The sequence below is a fragment of the Ignisphaera cupida genome (assembly GCF_030186535.1).
In the GTDB taxonomy this organism is placed as follows: Archaea; Thermoproteota; Thermoprotei_A; order Sulfolobales; family Ignisphaeraceae; genus Ignisphaera; species Ignisphaera cupida.
This window is the reverse complement of record NZ_JASNVW010000003.1, coordinates 209,357-225,297: the sequence shown is the minus strand read 5'-3', so window position 1 is coordinate 225,297 and position 15,941 is coordinate 209,357. Positions and strand designations below refer to the sequence as shown.

Below are 15,941 nucleotides of genomic sequence, written 5' to 3'. Positions count from 1 at the left end.
GTTATAGGTGCAGTGGCGCGCTTAATGCCTAACATAGTTCAGCCTTAAAGCCTTGGTGTATATGGGTAAAAATCAACGTAAATATCGTGATTCGCTTGGTATATTCTCATATGCAATAACAATCAGGTGTGGGGGTGGATATGGGAACCTCTGGACTATTCCAAGTACTTCTCTAGCAGATGTTGAGTCTAAGAAAATGAAGGCAATGATGTGAGATAAAATAGGTGATTGAAAAATGTTTACAGAAGGTTACAGGCATTTGCTAAACCTAGGTTCCTAATCCTCAAGTTCTATACTTGAATATGTTTGTTTCAAGTTTTGTGGTTATTGCTAATGGTATTTCTTTGAATATCTCAATGGTTCTCCCCATCACCTCTGTTTGAACCACACCTTGATTACTATATCTGTTTTTCTCTCTGTTTCCTATGTGATTGTACCACAGCTTGGGTGTCTTCGAATTGTCTATTGTAGCTGTGAAGACTAGTGTATCTGTTTCTCCGGTTACAGCCTTCTGCTCCCAATAGCCCAGCTGTATAGTTGCTGTTTCAATGCTGAACACAACCCCCTTGATGTAGAGCAGTATTGCTTTGAGCCGATTCTCCACTGTTAGCTCAATCTTTAGCCTCATCTCCGAGCGTGTTACATTTACTAGCTCAACCCTTATGCTCTTAGCTATGATCTTGCCCAGGACGCTTAGATCAACCTCATTATTCAGATCTTTTTCTATTGGAAACATCCTTGTTTTGACGATTGTTGAGCACCTCAGGGGTGTGCCAATATCCCCAACAGGGGTGCCGACTATCACATTACCATCTACACTTAGATTCGATTTTTCTTTGTGACTTAGGTGCCTTTACCAAAATTCATCCAGAAGCGTATTGTTTAAGACTATATTTATAGTTGTGTTGTTTAAGCCTTTCCAAACATCTTGCTCTGGTATCGTTGTCTTCACAAGTTCTAGAACCAGATGTAATAACGTCAACAAGCTTTCCAACGTCTCTTGGACACTAAAATCACAAAAATATCGCCAAGAAAATGTTTTTATATTAGCTAATATTTTTGAGAATAAAGTGAAAGTTTTGTGTGATTAAAATTGTTTAGTGTTGTTGTAGAGGCATCTTTGCAGGGTTTGCCAGAAGAACAGGTATGTATATCGAAGCTGAGAGAAGGTATAGAATTGCACGGGTTTTGCACAGGATCTCAGGCATCGTTTGTATGCAACTTTGACAATGTCTTGGTTAAGACGCGTCCAGTTGAGACCTCGAGGCAGTTTTCTCAACCACCATTTGTTGGTAGACCAACGGTTTTTGTTATTCAGATTAGCATTGAGGGAGAGAAGGCTGCTGATGTTGTTAAGGTTGTAGATCTTGTTTATAAAATATTAAAAAGTTGTAATATTCTTTTGAGAATTGTGTAGGCTATGCACTAATCTTTATTAAAGCCTCTAGAACTATTTTAGAAGCTCTGTTAACATATTCTCTAAGCTCTTCAGCTGATGCAAACCCCAATTCCTCAACAAGAGAGTCGCTAACCATTAGAAGAGCACCTGTTTTTAAATTCCTCATAGCACCAAGCATGAAAAGTCCTGCACACTCCATCTCAACAGCTACAATACCTCTACTAGTCCACTTCTTAACAAATTCTGGGTCTTCAGCATAGAATGCATCACTACTTACAACAGGTCCTAGAACATAGTTTACACCAGCTTTTTGAGTTTCCTCAACAAGTGTTTTCAAAACATCGAAATGAGGAGCTGTAGCTGTGCAAACAGCCTCTTTTAAATATTGATAAAATGCTCCACCAGGATAATACGCAGCTGCTGTTGGTATAACAATATCTCCTATTTTAAGGCCCTTCACCATGGCTCCACATGTACCAAATCTGATAACAACTTTTGCACCAAGCATTGCAAGCTCTTCAACAACCAGCATAGATGATGGGTGTCCAACACCATGAACAGCAACAGATACTGGAACACCTTTATATGCTCCAGTATATATTATAAAGCCCCTATTTGTGTTAACAACTCTAGGATTTTCAAGCATTTTAGAAACTTGCTCAACTCTTGCAGGGTCACCAGCAACTATGACTCTTTCCGCAACATCTCCCTTCTTAGCCTTTATATGTATAGGTCCAATCAATCTTTCCACCAATAAATATTGAGAACTTGTATAAAGATATAAGTTTTGTGTTTGTATGGCTAAAGAAATAAGGTGTAGGAATTAGAATGGTTTTTGTTAAGCTTGTAGGTGTTGTTGTTAAGGGTGTTGGAGAAGGAAGAAAGTATGTTGAGATTTACAGTAAAGCTTTTGAAGATGCACTGGGGTTTAAACCATATCCAGGAACATTAAATGTTGAGTTAAATAAAGAATCTGAACTTAAAATGCCTACTATTCTCAATTCAAAACCATATGCGGTAATAAATCCTCCTCAAAATCATCTAGTAGCAGTGTATGTATGGAAAAGCTTTGTAGGCAAAATCAATAGCTCAAGCAAAATAGTTGCATATGTTGTAAGACCCATGAAAACTGTTCATGGTCTTAACATTGTAGAGCTTATATCGAGTGAAAACATTAGGAAAAAACTTGGTCTTGTTGATGGGGATTTTGTTGAAATAGATGTTGTTTTGTAGTAATACATGATTTGCTGTAATACGGTGATGCATCTGAGCTTTTGATTATAACATTATTTTGTGTTACGGTTTGGGTTTCTAACCTTTGGCACATCAAATTTGTGTCTAATTAAATACTTCTCTACATAGTTCAAAGCCTTTCCTCTTCTTTCCTGGTGATTAATTAAAAATTTTGCCACTCTTTCTGCTAGCTCAGCTTTGCATTCCCCACATAATAAATTGCCTGTTTTACATGCATTGTATCTATCTAAAAGCTTTTTATCATCATCTTCAAAAAGCATTTCATACATTTTGTAAATAGGGCAAGCATCTGGATTACCCCCATACTTTCTCTGCAGTTGTGCTGTTGGCTGACCTCCTGTAAATGCCTTCATTATTTTTTGCTTTGCTACATCAGGTGGATCTGTTGTATATATTGCCGTTTCTGGTTTTGATGAAGACATTTTTCCTCCTATTCCAAGTCCTGGAAGAAGCTTGTTATGTATCTGAGCTGGTTTTGGATAGTTAAGCGATGGTGCAATATCTCTTGTGAGTCTCCAGTATGGATCCTGGTCTATTCCGGCAGGAATTAAAACCATTACCTGGTCTCTGTATAGTTCTGATGGTAGAAATGCTACAGCCATTTGAAGAACTGGGTAGTAGATCATTCCAATGTTTGTTGAGTCTGTAAATCCAAATGATGCTTTTTGTGTGGAATATGTGATTTTCTTAGCAATTTTTATAGCTATTGGATATAAATAGCTAATATCCTCAGAATCGATAATGACATGGGTTTTCGATGGGTCTAAGCCAAGAGCAGCTAGGTCAAGAATGTTTTCATATGCTAAGCTATTGAACTCTTCCAGAGACCCTGATTCACTATGCCAATACTTCTCATCGTCAGTCATTTGAAAGAATAGCTCTAGTCCAAGTTTATCCTGCAACCACTTTGTAAATATCCATGGAAGAATGTGACCAAGATGTGTATGTCCCGATGGACCTCTGCCAGTATATAAAGCACATCTTCTTCCAGATTTGTATGCCTCTAAAAATATGTCAAAATCTCTGTGAGAATAGAACACTCTTCTCCTAATCATTACATGAACTTCTCCAGCAACATTTGCTAGCATATCAACTTCTCTATCCGTTAACGGTTTTGCACCAAAAATCTTTACAAGTCTTTCATAATCTACAAAAGCCTCTGCCTCCCATGGAGTTATATGAATTTCCTCTATTTCCACAAAAGCTCATCACCAACTTGCTAATACTAATGAAGATTTAGCCAGGGTTATAAAGGTTTAGGGTATTATTGACAATCCTGCGAACCTCTTTAAAACAATGTTTACTGCAAAGATTATTAAAAGCAATCCGAAAAAGCCTAGCATAACTCTATAACCTTTTTCACTAAGAAGTTTAGATCCCTTTTTAGTGGCTTCAGCAACCGCCATAAGCCATAAAAAATCCATCCAAACATGAGCAGGGTACATAACAAGTATTGAGAAAATTCCAAGAGAGGCTATAGTTGAAATCAATGTCATTCCTATACTAATCCACCACAGTAGAAAGAATACGTTTAATGCTGTAAAGAAAAAGCCTACAACAATTGGATTGCCATAGAAATGCGATTTTCTAGTAGCTAGATTAAAACCCTTTGCAGCATCTCTTAGAAGCATATAAGCAAAATACAGTATTATAATGACTCCAGCAACAGCTATGACATTGCCAATAGATGTTGACAAAATTCTATTCACTTCACTAAACATTGTTGTAAGTGCTAAAATATATGGAAACTCGAAAAGCATGTGACCCAAGGCAACCAGGGCACCACCTCTCCAACCAGATTTCACACCAATGGACATTGTTGCAATTGTTAGTGGGCCTGGGCTCAAGGCTCCTGATGGTGTTACCATAATTGTTTGAAGAGCAAGCGAAACTATTTTATCCATTAAACATCACGCTACAGATCCCATTTCTATCCACTGAAAGGATATTATATCGTGAATAAACTGAGTTATTATGTCTAGTACATGGTGAATACACTCCTCATCACTGTTAAGACCTTTTTCATTACACAAATTTTTTATAATACTCCATCCAGCAGTGTCTTCACTTAAAATAGTTATGCATCCACTATCAAATCTTTTACTAGGTGTTTTATACAATGCTATGTATGCTCTGAGACTATTCAACAAATCCAGAAGTCTAATCATTCTATATTTGGATGTGCACACATCTAATCCATAGAGATTGAAGAAAGCTGTTCTCTCGATACTATCTATTTCAATAGCTATTCTAACACCATCAGCAGATACAAAAATACTTTTTCTCTTCACATAGCCACACCTCTAAACAGTGTCTCTAGCAACTATAAGCTCTTATTTCGATATATACCACTAAATTATGTGGCAAGTGGTTAAATTGTCTGTGAATAGTGAGACACTTATAAAATTTTTGCTTAGTAGAAGAAGCGTTAGAAGGTTTAAGCAAGAGTCTATTCCAATTGATCTTGTGAAGAAAATTCTAGATGTTGCTCGATATGCTCCAAGCGCTTGGAATAAACAGCCCTGGATATTCATTGTTGTTACAGACTCTGTTGTTAAAAACAAGCTTGCAAAAATTCATAAATGGGCATATCCATTGGAGGAAGCTCCAATATGTATTGTGGTGGCATGTAACAAGAATGAATCACCTGACTCATTCCATATTGATTGCGCAAATGCTGCAATGTACATAATTCTAGCTGCTCATGCGCATGGGCTTGGCACTGTATGGATACACACACTTAGGAATGTGGAAGATATTCAAAGAATTCTCAACTTGCCAAGTAGCTACATACCAATTGCTATGATTGCAATGGGATATCCTGCTGAGATTCCTTATCCAAGGCCTAGAAAAGAGCTTAGGGATATAGCATATCTAAACTCTTTTGGTAATCCATTGCCATAGCTACTCCAATGCTTTGCTAACCCTATGCTCAACTTCTTTAACCAAGGGCTCTACAAAAGATATTATGCTAGGAGCATATTTGACTCTTCCTCTCAAAACTCTTAAAAGCCTAACATTTTCGCTAGGATCAAAAGGCAAAGCTCTTATATCTGCTAACTTTGGATGTGCAAAAAACACATTTTCAAAAACTGGGGAAGGTATTTTTCCCTCGAGCTCCCACTTCATACCATATGATGAGTAGGCCTCTTCTACAATCCTTTTTGTTCTTCTTCTATAAATATCTATATTGATTTTCTCAATAGTTCTAAACCTAGTCAAAACAGCTCCAATAAATGGTGGTTTATCATTTGGGGGGGTACCCCTAATATCTCTAATTAGATAGTAGAGAGCTGTTAAAGCAAAACTTGTTTTGGTTACAGGTGATATTAGTGCATCAGCCATTTTTATTAAAGGCCCTATCAATCCATACATTTGTGGTGGAAGATCTAGGATTACATATTCAAATTCTGAAAGCTTTTGATCAACATCATTTCTGAGACTATATATTCTCTCAGCAGGAACTATAACATATTTGGCTAAGCCGATATACTCAGGCTTTGAAGGAATAACTGCTAAGTTATCACTAACTCTGTAAATGACAGGTTCTCCAGAACCAGCTATCCACTCAATAGAAAAAACCTTCTGATGAGTTTTCGAAAAACCAAGAAGCTTTTCAAAACTTGTGGGAGGGATAAAAACCTCTGTGATGTTAGCCTGTGGATCAGCATCAACAATCAAAACACGTCTTCCAAATCTTTCAGATAATGTTGCGGCTATAACACTTGCTAAAGTTGTTTTTCCAACACCCCCCTTATAGTTTGCAATAGCAACAACCCTTGGCACAAAAACCACTCAACACAAATTTATCAACTCTTAAAAAATTATTAAACTTTTCTTATTCTATAACCTAGAAAAGGGCTTATTCAATTTTTTGATTAGAGCAACTATGCCTAAGCCTAATATCAAAAAGGAATTGATTATGGAAATCAAAAGTAGATATGTTAAAGCCTTTAGCATTGGATCTGAATACAAAAAGTTTAAGATGAATGCCACATTACTTTTTATAAAATCGATTTTTATCAATGTAATAACTGGGGATAGTACTGTTGTTAAATAGGCTATAACATCTTTCAATCTATAACTTAGTTTCATGACATTATCACAATAACTTTTTTAAGCTGATAATATGTTATAAACACGTTTTCACAACATAATTTTCTCTACTTACATACTTCGATTAGATACTTCGATTAAAGCTTATATATTGAATCATATGTTTTTAATAGACATGGCGATGCTATGACCAGCACAAAGCTGGAAAACGTTGTTAGAGTTGTTGTTTACACAATTATAACTTTTATTGCAACAGTGCTTTTAACAGTTGAAACACCAGCAACTGGTGGATACTTTAACCTAGGTGAGGCAGCGATATACACAATAGCTTTCATGGCTCAACCACTCATAGTTGCAATAGCATCTGGCTTAGGACCAGCTTTAGCTGATATGGTTTTGGGTTACTGGTATTTCGCGCCAGCAACATTTGTTATAAAGTTTTCAGAAGGATTTGTTGTGGCAAAGCTTATTAAGTGGCTTCGCTTAAAACCACAAAGCAAAGGTGTTGTTAACATTATTAGAATTGTTGCTGTGGTTTTAGCAGCTGTTTTAACATATGTTGTTGTGGCTTTGTCTTTTGGTGTGGGAGTTGTTGCTATTGAGTTTTCATGGACGCCAACAACAGTTTTTGGAATTTCCATGCCAATACCAAATCTCAAAGTGTTTTTACCGCCAATAGCGTGGGTTATTATAGCAGTTCTATTCATTGTTATCGCATTGACATCTATTTTTGTGTGGGGCAAGCCATATGTTGTTTCCATGGCTGTTGGTGGACTGATAATGGTTACAGGGTATTTTCTTTATGAATATTTTGTTTCAAATCCAGTTATACTCCATAGAGAATCCATAGCCGCAATATTTGAAATACCTGTAAATATAGGGCAGTTTGTAGCTGGCATAGTCTTGGCATATCCACTGGTGCAATTCATTGAAAAAGCCAGAGGCTCTAGAGGTTAGAAACCTTTTTGTTAAATCATCTACAAAAATAATTTTAAAAAACATAAGTTTTTCTCTTAGTGAAGGCGAAAAGCTTTTAGTTGTTGGAAGATCGGGCTCTGGAAAAACAACCCTGTTGAGAAGTATAGTGGGTATTGCTAGAGAGTTATATAATTTACATGTGCAAGGAGCTGTAACAGTCTATGGTGAACATATTAATGATGCTTATAAAGCATCAAAATACCTTTATTATGTTTCTCAAGAACCGTGGTATTCAATATCATCTCCTTATCCAATAATGGATATAATGTTTAAGAATAGTGGTGTTAGTATTGATGTTGTAGAGGAGATTGCTAGAAGAATTGGGGTTTACAACAAGTTGTTTGATTCTGCAATGAATCTTAGTGCTGGAGAAGCACAGAGAATAGCTCTTCTAGAAGCGCTGGTGTCCAATGCGAAGATTGTGTTAATAGATGAAATAACGTCTTATCTTGATAAAGAATCTGTGAAGAATGTTATTGACGCTATTAAAGTTGCTTCAGAATGTGGTGTCACAGTTATTGTTGTTGATCACGATGTTTTTACGTGGCGTGGCATAATAGACAAGGTTCTTTACATCGAGAATGGAGTTGGAACATTATTTGAAGACCCTATTCAAACACCTGTATACGAGGACTTTAAAAAACTTAAAGAAATGCTAAGGAACATTGATAAAACAGGTATTGGGGAAAACAAGATATTTGAGGTTAATAATTTGTGGTTTAAATATCCTGACTCACCAGAGTACATATTGAAAAACATTTCATTTACTGTCTTCTCAGGAGAACTTGTTTGGCTTAGAGGCTCTTCTGGAAAGGGCAAGTCAACACTATTAAAAATTTTGGCAGGAGTTCTAAAGCCTAGTAAAGGCATTGTCAAGAAGTATGCTAAAGGCATTCAGCTTGTGCCAGAAAACCCCTTACATTACATATCAAATCCTACAGCTGGTGATGAAATTCAGTGGAATGTTGAAATAGCTAGAATTGCCGGCTTGGAAAATGTTTTGAATACTCCAATAGCTTTTCTGAGTAGTGGTGAGAGAAGAAGATTAGCAATAGCCTCAGCATTTATTAAACAACCCAAGGCCCTGTTAATTGATGAGCCAACAGTTGGTTTAGATCCTTGGAATGCAATAGCCATTTTAAAGCTTTTAACAATGCTTCGAGAACGTGGCTCAGCAATTGTTGTTGCTAGTCACGGTGCTGAAATAGAACATGTTGCAACTAAGATTATAGGTGTGTGTTCATGAGCTTTTCAAAGGTTTTTTCAAGAATAGTGCTATTACTGCTTAGATCACTATTTCTCTATGGTTTTGTTGAAGCTCGAAAAGGCTCTACAGCAATTCAGTTAGCATTCACTATTCTCTCGCTTTACATAACAATAAAAAATCCTGTTGTATCAATACCAATACTTGCAGCAATCTCAACATTCTACATTGTTTTTGGCATTGCAAAAGCTTTGGCTTATGCTGCTCTGGTTTCGCTGGTTCCAGCTACATGGATGGGGCTAACAAACCTTCTATACACACTCTCTGGGAAAGGGCTCCTAAACCCAGCATCATTTATAGATGTTTTTATGAGAGCAGAGATAGGATCGTTAATAGTGTTCACACTTATACACACACTAAACATTTCAGAGCTGTGTTATCTTGTGAGCAAATTCTCAACAGCAACGTCGCTTGCAATAGAATATTTTTGGAGAATAGCATCTCAGTTGCTGAAAGAATCAAGTGAAATGCTATATATTCATGGGTTGAAAAAGGAAAAAACTTGGAAAACCCTGGCAATGCTTTTCATTAGAGGTGATGAAATTGTTACACAATTTAGCGAAGGGGTTTACCTAAAGCAATTTAGATATGCACCAAAACCAATATACAGCAGAAAAACAGTTCTAGCTCAAATCACCTTAGCAGTATTTGGAGTAGTTGCATTCCTTTGGTTTGCTCATTGAATTAGTTGGGTATGCAAGATTTTAGAGATTTTGTTGCTTAAAGCATTTCCTCAATTATTTTAATGCTTCTATTATCTAAATCGCTAATCAAAGCCTCAAATAAGTTGTCGTATCTATCTTTCATAACAACCTTGTCTTTAAATATCATTATGCTTCTTCTACCATAAGTCTCGATAGTTGTTAAACCACTGTCTGTTTCCAACTCCCATTGAAGATAGTCGCCTTTGAAATCGACTTTTCTAATGCTTTTTATCTTAAACACCTTGTTGTTAAGTGATATTGCCTTTTCTAATACTTTTTTAGATTCCTCATCTAGTTTTCTATAGTCATCGATTATCAAAACCTCGCTTTGATTATCTGTGTAAAGACCAACAATATATCTAGCTGTTATGGGAAAGAGAAGCTTTGGTGTAACGTCAGCGTAGCTCTTACCTCTATAAACCACGTTTACTTTGGCTTGCGATGTTCTTGAAGGAGTTATCTTAACCTCTTCTGCTTTTGCTATGTTCAGTTCTAGTGATTTCTTATCCAGCTCCTTTTTAGCTATGTCAATAACAGTTAAAATCTCTCTTACATCATCGCTAATCAACTGCTCTTTAAACATGTTATACAGTTTTGATTTCTTGTTTAGCAAAAGGCTTAGAGGATCCCCTTCTTCAACAATAATCCCATTCTCTAAAACAATTACTTTATCAGCTAGCATAACCTCGAAAATGTTATGGGTTATAAATATAGTTGTTTTGTTTTTGGCAACATTCATTATAGTCATAAAAACTTCTCTCTCATTTATTACATCAAGATTTGATGTAGCTTCATCAAATAGATATAGGCTTGGATTTAGCAACACTGCTCTAGCAATTGCAAGTCTTTGTCTCTGTCCACCAGAAACTTGAGATCCTCTTTCACCAAGTGGAGTGTCATAAGCAAATGGCATTTTAACTATTTCATCATGTATCATAGCTATTTTACAGGCTTTAATAATTTCAATTGGGTTGTAACTACCTGAGCCATAGGCAACGTTTTGACCTATTGTTGCATCAAATAAAACAACTTCTTGTGGAACATAGGCTACTTTACTTCTTAAGCATTTAGGATTCAAGTCTTTTATGTCATAGTCATTAACTATTATTCTACCCTCGTCGGCATCATAGTATCTTAGCAATAGTTTTGCAATTGTTGTTTTTCCAGATCCGCTTTTTCCAACAATTGCTATTTTCTCGCCTTTTCTAACAACAAGGTTAAAGTTCTTTATTACTGGTGTTCGTGGATCATATCCAAATGACACATTTTCAAAAATTATGGTATCTATATCATTTATGCACAGATTCTTCCCAGTTTTTAGCTTTGGTGTTAGTGATAGCAACTCCCTTATTCTCTCGGCTGAGACTAGGGATTGTTGCATAGCAGGAATAAGATTGCTTAGGTTATTTACAATGCCATAGAATTGCGATGCATATGATATAAATGCTGTTATTGTTCCAAGCTCCATTCTTCTACTTAATACCTGCAAACCACCATACCACCATATACCAACAGTAGCAATATTTAGAACAAAGCCTAGCAAAGGCCATGTCCAATTATTTAGTTTTGCAATTGCCACATTACTTTCATAAACCCTATCTAAAAGAAATCTAAATGTTTGAACTTCATAATCCTCTTTCACAAATGATTTAACAATAAGATAATTAGGAATTGTTTCATAGATTTTGGAATAGAGCTCTGAACTTCTACGCCAATTAGCATGCCACAAAAACCTAGATCTTTTTCTATAGCGGAGAATAAGCAATATTATGACTGGTGTTGGAACAAGTATGAATAATGCAAGCTTTGTGTTTAAATAAAACATTACACTACTAGTTGCAACAATGCTAAAACTATTTGATATTATAGCTGGAATAGCCCATACAAGAAGCCAGTTAAGGCTATTAACATCGTTAATTATTCTTGAGGTGAGTCTGCCAACACCAATAGCTTCTATTTGTGGAAGATCCAAGTTCATCACATGTCGATATAGAGTTTCCGAAAGATCTACTGTAACCTTGTATCCAAGCCTGCTTAGAACAAGTCCTCTATATATTGTTGTTAATGCTATTATAATGTGTGATGCAACAAGTACTAGTATTATCATCACAAATAAGCTTATTGAAGGTGATGATGATAACAACACACTATCTATAAGTATTTTCATTAGATATGGTGGTAAAAGACCTATAAATGTTAGTAATAGCGATGACGATACGCCAATTACTAAAGCCTTTTTGTATTTGCTTAGAATATTCCAAAGCCACTTAATAGTTCCTATTGATGGTGCTCTAGGCTTTTTCTCCTCAAAACCATACTCAGATCCTCTATTAAATGCATCTGCAAATCTTCTAAAAGCCTCTTCCTTTCTTCTTGTAAAATAGGCAACATCAATTCTATCACCATTGCTAGTAACAGCAACAAGCCTGCATACACTAATTCCACAAACAACATCAAGTTTGCTAACACTATCAATATTCAACAGAAGCTTATCTTTATGCCAAACAGATATGGACTTTCCATCAACCTTCACAACTAAGCTAGAAAACCTTAAATCCATATCAAGATCTGTTTCAATAGAGCTCATAAAAAAACTCGCCACAGATATGTCACGATTCAAGACGTTTTCAAAATAAAAGCTTTTATCAATATCTATAACTAGCTAAGAAAATGAAATACATTGCTACACAAACTACCTACATACTGCTTTAATTGTTTTCATCTTTTTCTACTTCGTTATATAGAATTCAACATGATACAAATTCATGTGAAAATGTGAAAACAAGACTTATAAACCCTGGATTACTACAATACTCGATGCAATTTCAAGTGCTTTTAGAGAGGTGTTGAATTGTGGCAGATCTTGCAACGCTTTTCTCATTATTTATAACATTTCTGAAGATTGGTGCTGTTATGTTTGGTGGCGGCCAGGCAATGATTCCGATTCTCAGATACGAAGTTGTTGTTCGCAATAATTGGCTTTCTGAGGAAGAGTTTCTTGATCTTGTTGCAATAGCAGAGTCTACCCCTGGACCTGTAGCAGTTAATGCTGCTACCTATATAGGTTATAAAATAGGTGGGGTGCTAGGATCTGCTATAGCAACAATAGCTGTTGTAACACCAGCTTTTGCTGTTATACTATCTATTGCCATAGCTCTTCAAAAATTCTATGAGAATTACATTGTTAGAAGTATTTTGAATGGTATTAGAGGTGCTGTAATAGGTCTTTTCACAGCTGCTTTAATAACTGTTGTGAAAGGTGTTTATAAAGGTCTTCAACCTGTTTCAGCAACAATGACAACTCTTATCGCTATAACTGTTCTAATATCTATTGTTATGTTCGATGTTGATCCAATACTATTAATTATTGCATCAGCAATTGCTGGATTGATTCTAGGGCTTCTAGGTGTTTGGAGGATTTAGAATCTTCACATTCTAATGTTTTTCCACACCTATATTTTATCAATATTACTTTTCGAAAATGTGAAGAAATCCAAGAGTTGATACTGGTAAGAAGAATCAAAAGCTCTAGCCATATAAATGTGTTTGTTTTTGAAATTGTTATAAAGTTTTTTAGCTACTTGCTAGGTATTGTATTGTTTCGGATCTATAATGGATGGCAATAGCATTTACTGGCACTCGCTCACAGTTCAAGAGGCTTTAGAGAGGCTTGGAACAGATAGTGTTGCTGGTCTTGACGAGTCTGAGGTTTTGAGAAGGATTAACATATATGGAAGGAATGAGATTAAGGCAAAGGTTAAAACACCACTTGAGATGTTTGCTAATCAGTTTAAAAGCATTCTCATAATAATTTTGCTTATTGCAACGCTTATCTCTGCTTTTCTTGGAGAATTCTTCGATGCATTGACAATAGCCATAATAGTTTTTATGATGGCTATATTTGGCTTTGTTCAGGAGTATAGATCTGAAAAAACTATTCAAGCTTTGAAAAAACTTGCTGTTCCTCGTGCCAGGGTTATTAGAGGTGGTAGAGAGGTTGAGATTCCCTCTACAGATCTTGTTCCTGGCGATATTGTTTTGCTTAGAGAAGGAGATAGAGTACCGGCTGACATAAGACTTATAGAATCCAATGATTTAGAAGTTGATGAATCTCCGTTGACAGGAGAGTCAACACCTGTTGAAAAAGATGCTAATGTTGTTCTCGATCCATCTACACCAGTAAGTGATAGAGTAAACATGGTTTTTATGGGAACATACATTGTTAGGGGTAGTGCAAAAGGTGTTGTTGTTGCAACAGGTTCTTCAACAGAGCTTGGAAGAATTGCTAAAAGTGTTGCAGAAACCAAGGAGGAGAAAACACCTCTTGAAATAGAACTAGACGATTTTGGCAAGAAAATAGGGCTTATAATCATAGGTATTGCAGCAATTGTTTTTGCAACTTCTCTTCTGGAGGGATGGGCCAATGTCTTAGAATCATTTATGATTGCTGTTGCACTTGCTGTTGCTGCTATACCAGAGGGTCTTCCAGCAATAGCAACAGCTGTTCTTGCTATAGGTGCTCATAGAATGGCTAAGAAAAATGCCTTGGTTAGAAAACTAGCTGCTATTGAGGCTCTTGGATCTGTTGATGTTATTTGCACAGATAAGACAGGCACCATAACCAAGGGGGAGATGACTGTAAAGGTTGTAAGAACATTCAATGGTTTTTGCAATGTTGAAGGCTCTGGATATGAACCAAAGGGAAGAATAAGTTGTAGTGGTGTCAATATTGAAAACCTTTTAGAGATGCTTGCTGCACATACATTTAGTGATGTTAAGCTTGTTAATGAGAAAGGTGTTTGGAGCGTTAAAGGCTCTCCAACAGAAGGAGCTTTGCTTGTTCTAGCATATAAGGGTTTGGGTGAGGAAGGTGTTGGAAAAGCTGTTAACAAGCTACAGCTTGTTAAAACATATCCTTTTGACAGATTCAGAAAGAGAAAATCCACAGTACATATATTTAATGGTAAATACATTGTTGTTGTTTCAGGTGCTCCAGAGATTTTAGTGGAGCTTTCAAATACTATTCAAGTTGGTGATGGAGTCAAGCCATTTGATAACGACTCGAAGAAGAAGGTTCTTGGATATGTCGAGGAGCTGGCTTCGCAAGGCTATAGAACACTTGGTGTAGCATTCAAAGTTGTTGAAGCATTTTCTGAAGAAGATTCTGTAGAAAATGTGGAGAGGGATCTAACATTCTATGCGGTTTTAGGTATTATAGATCCTCCAAGGGAAGGTGTTGCAGAAGCTGTTCAAATTGCTAAAAGAGCTGGAATCAAAACTATTATTGTCACAGGAGATCACAAGCTAACTGCTATGGCAATAGCTAAGATGATTGGTCTCGATGTTGACAATTCTATTGCTCTTGAGGGCAGGGATTTGGATAGAATGAGTGATGATGAACTTGCTAAGATAATAGACAAGGTCACAGTTTTTGCTCGTGTTACTCCTGAGCATAAAGCAAGAATTGTGAAAGTCCTTAAGAAAAAGAGTTACAGAGTTGCTATGACAGGTGATGGTGTAAATGATGCACCAGCATTGAAAGAAGCTCACATAGGTATTGCAATGGGTATTAGAGGAACTGATGTGGCTAAAGAAGCTGCACAGCTTGTTCTACTCGATGATAATTACTCAACTATTGTTGAAGCTGTTAAAGAGGGTAGGGTGATATACGAGAATTTGAAGAAACCTATAAACTATCTCTTAACAGCAAACATGGGTGAAGTTGCAACAGTTTTTGGTTCTCAACTTCTATTAATGCCACCACCTCTGGAACCAGTACATCTTTTGTGGATAAATGTTGTAACAGATGCATTGCCAGCAGCAGCTCTTGGTCTTGAGCCTCCAGAGCCAGGTATAGTGGAAAGACCTCCAAGATCAGCAAAGGAAAGGTTTGTGACTAGAAGAAAGCTTGTTTACTACATAGTCATGGGGTCTCTACTAGGTGCTGCAACTTTGCTAATATTCAACATGTTTAGAGAAACCTCATTGCAGCTTGCAAGAACAGCAGCATTTACAGCAATTGCTTTATCGGAATTTGGAAGAGCAATTTCATCTAGAAGTGAAAATCAAAACTTTTGGAAGCTTCCAAGAAACAAGTGGCTTTTGCCGGCTCTTCTAGCATCAATGGCCATGCAGCTAATAGCTATATACACACCATTGAACAAATACTTCCATGTTGTACCATTGGATTGGTGGATATGGCCAGCAATATTTATTGCACCAGCAACTATCTTAATTGTTGATGAAGTGAGAAAGGTTTTGGGAATAAAAATTAGTTGATTTTTAT

General features: G+C 36.4%; 17 protein-coding genes. 9 read left to right on the top strand and 8 right to left on the bottom strand.

Annotated features, from left to right (window positions below):
* The first annotated feature begins 61 nt into the window (after positions 1-61).
* Positions 62-214, top strand: a complete 153-nt coding sequence (locus tag QPL79_RS06420; RefSeq protein ID WP_285273977.1) for a hypothetical protein — start codon at positions 62-64, stop codon at positions 212-214.
* Positions 215-283: 69 nt separating this feature from the next.
* On the opposite strand, the gene QPL79_RS06415 is transcribed toward QPL79_RS06420, so the two are convergent.
* Complete coding sequence (locus QPL79_RS06415) at positions 284-805, bottom strand: hypothetical protein (protein WP_285273976.1); 522 nt, start codon at positions 803-805, stop codon at positions 284-286.
* Between the two features lie 288 nt (positions 806-1,093).
* Here QPL79_RS06415 and QPL79_RS06410 point away from each other — a divergent pair, with 288 nt between their 5' ends.
* Entirely contained in the window at positions 1,094-1,417 is a 324-nt protein-coding gene (locus QPL79_RS06410) for a hypothetical protein (protein ID WP_285273975.1), read from the top strand.
* 1 nt (position 1,418) lies between these two features.
* Here QPL79_RS06410 and QPL79_RS06405 read toward each other — a convergent pair whose 3' ends face one another.
* Complete coding sequence (locus QPL79_RS06405; RefSeq protein ID WP_350309093.1) at positions 1,419-2,138, bottom strand: purine-nucleoside phosphorylase; 720 nt, start codon at positions 2,136-2,138, stop codon at positions 1,419-1,421.
* Between the two features lie 89 nt (positions 2,139-2,227).
* On the opposite strand from QPL79_RS06405, the gene QPL79_RS06400 reads away from it, so the two are divergent.
* Positions 2,228-2,632 (top strand): DUF120 domain-containing protein, encoded by a 405-nt coding sequence (locus QPL79_RS06400; RefSeq protein ID WP_285273974.1) that lies wholly within the window; start codon positions 2,228-2,230, stop codon positions 2,630-2,632.
* Between the two features lie 53 nt (positions 2,633-2,685).
* Here QPL79_RS06400 and QPL79_RS06395 read toward each other — a convergent pair whose 3' ends face one another.
* Genes QPL79_RS06395 through QPL79_RS06385 form a run of 3 tightly spaced genes read right to left on the bottom strand, consistent with a single transcriptional unit; the run spans position 2,686 to position 4,944 of the window.
* Positions 2,686-3,852: a tryptophan--tRNA ligase gene (locus QPL79_RS06395; RefSeq protein WP_285273973.1), complete on the bottom strand. Its 1,167-nt coding sequence runs from the start codon at positions 3,850-3,852 to the stop codon at positions 2,686-2,688.
* Positions 3,853-3,909: 57 nt separating this feature from the next.
* Complete coding sequence (locus QPL79_RS06390; protein WP_285273972.1) at positions 3,910-4,557, bottom strand: LysE family transporter; 648 nt, start codon at positions 4,555-4,557, stop codon at positions 3,910-3,912.
* A 6-nt stretch (positions 4,558-4,563) separates the two neighbouring features.
* Positions 4,564-4,944 carry a hypothetical protein gene (locus tag QPL79_RS06385; protein ID WP_285273971.1) on the bottom strand — a complete coding sequence of 127 codons (381 nt, stop codon included), beginning with the start codon at positions 4,942-4,944 and terminating at the stop codon, positions 4,564-4,566.
* Between the two features lie 91 nt (positions 4,945-5,035).
* Here QPL79_RS06385 and QPL79_RS06380 point away from each other — a divergent pair, with 91 nt between their 5' ends.
* Positions 5,036-5,557, top strand: a complete 522-nt coding sequence (locus tag QPL79_RS06380) for a nitroreductase family protein (RefSeq protein WP_350309088.1) — start codon at positions 5,036-5,038, stop codon at positions 5,555-5,557.
* Here the strand turns inward: QPL79_RS06380 and QPL79_RS06375 are convergent, their stop codons facing one another.
* Positions 5,558-6,439 carry a ParA family protein gene (locus QPL79_RS06375; protein ID WP_285273969.1) on the bottom strand — a complete coding sequence of 294 codons (882 nt, stop codon included), beginning with the start codon at positions 6,437-6,439 and terminating at the stop codon, positions 5,558-5,560.
* A 57-nt stretch (positions 6,440-6,496) separates the two neighbouring features.
* Positions 6,497-6,748 (bottom strand): hypothetical protein, encoded by a 252-nt coding sequence (locus tag QPL79_RS06370; RefSeq protein ID WP_285273968.1) that lies wholly within the window; start codon positions 6,746-6,748, stop codon positions 6,497-6,499.
* Positions 6,749-6,895: 147 nt separating this feature from the next.
* Here QPL79_RS06370 and QPL79_RS06365 point away from each other — a divergent pair, with 147 nt between their 5' ends.
* From QPL79_RS06365 to QPL79_RS06355, 3 genes are read left to right on the top strand one after another with little or no spacing between them, the layout of a single operon-like run.
* Entirely contained in the window at positions 6,896-7,666 is a 771-nt protein-coding gene (locus QPL79_RS06365) for an ECF transporter S component (protein WP_285273967.1), read from the top strand.
* On the top strand, positions 7,638-8,933 hold the full coding sequence (locus QPL79_RS06360) for an ATP-binding cassette domain-containing protein (RefSeq protein ID WP_285273966.1): 1,296 nt from the start codon (positions 7,638-7,640) through the stop codon (positions 8,931-8,933). Before QPL79_RS06365 ends, QPL79_RS06360 begins: the two co-directional genes overlap by 29 nt.
* The gene (locus tag QPL79_RS06355; protein ID WP_285273965.1) at positions 8,930-9,634 is read left to right on the top strand and encodes a hypothetical protein; all 705 of its coding nucleotides are present in this window, start codon (positions 8,930-8,932) and stop codon (positions 9,632-9,634) included. Before QPL79_RS06360 ends, QPL79_RS06355 begins: the two co-directional genes overlap by 4 nt.
* A gap of 37 nt (positions 9,635-9,671) precedes the next feature.
* On the opposite strand, the gene QPL79_RS06350 is transcribed toward QPL79_RS06355, so the two are convergent.
* Complete coding sequence (locus tag QPL79_RS06350; protein WP_285273964.1) at positions 9,672-12,242, bottom strand: ABC transporter transmembrane domain-containing protein; 2,571 nt, start codon at positions 12,240-12,242, stop codon at positions 9,672-9,674.
* Positions 12,243-12,508: 266 nt separating this feature from the next.
* Here QPL79_RS06350 and QPL79_RS06345 point away from each other — a divergent pair, with 266 nt between their 5' ends.
* Positions 12,509-13,078: a chromate transporter gene (locus tag QPL79_RS06345; protein WP_285273963.1), complete on the top strand. Its 570-nt coding sequence runs from the start codon at positions 12,509-12,511 to the stop codon at positions 13,076-13,078.
* A gap of 189 nt (positions 13,079-13,267) precedes the next feature.
* On the top strand, positions 13,268-15,934 hold the full coding sequence (locus tag QPL79_RS06340; RefSeq protein WP_285273962.1) for a cation-translocating P-type ATPase: 2,667 nt from the start codon (positions 13,268-13,270) through the stop codon (positions 15,932-15,934).
* Positions 15,935-15,941 lie beyond the last annotated feature (7 nt).

Bases quoted from the DNA above. Each gene is read 5' to 3' on its own strand.
- QPL79_RS06420 (WP_285273977.1), top strand. From the start codon at position 62: ATGGGTAAAAATCAACGTAAATATCGTGATTCGCTTGGTATATTCTCA.
- QPL79_RS06400 (WP_285273974.1), top strand. From the start codon at position 2,228: ATGGTTTTTGTTAAGCTTGTAGGTGTTGTTGTTAAGGGTGTTGGAGAA.
- QPL79_RS06390 (WP_285273972.1), bottom strand. From the start codon at position 4,557: ATGGATAAAATAGTTTCGCTTGCTCTTCAAACAATTATGGTAACACCA.
- QPL79_RS06370 (WP_285273968.1), bottom strand. From the start codon at position 6,748: ATGAAACTAAGTTATAGATTGAAAGATGTTATAGCCTATTTAACAACA.
- QPL79_RS06365 (WP_285273967.1), top strand. From the start codon at position 6,896: ATGACCAGCACAAAGCTGGAAAACGTTGTTAGAGTTGTTGTTTACACA.
- QPL79_RS06355 (WP_285273965.1), top strand. From the start codon at position 8,930: ATGAGCTTTTCAAAGGTTTTTTCAAGAATAGTGCTATTACTGCTTAGA.
- QPL79_RS06350 (WP_285273964.1), bottom strand. From the start codon at position 12,242: ATGAGCTCTATTGAAACAGATCTTGATATGGATTTAAGGTTTTCTAGC.
- QPL79_RS06340 (WP_285273962.1), top strand. From the start codon at position 13,268: ATGGATGGCAATAGCATTTACTGGCACTCGCTCACAGTTCAAGAGGCT.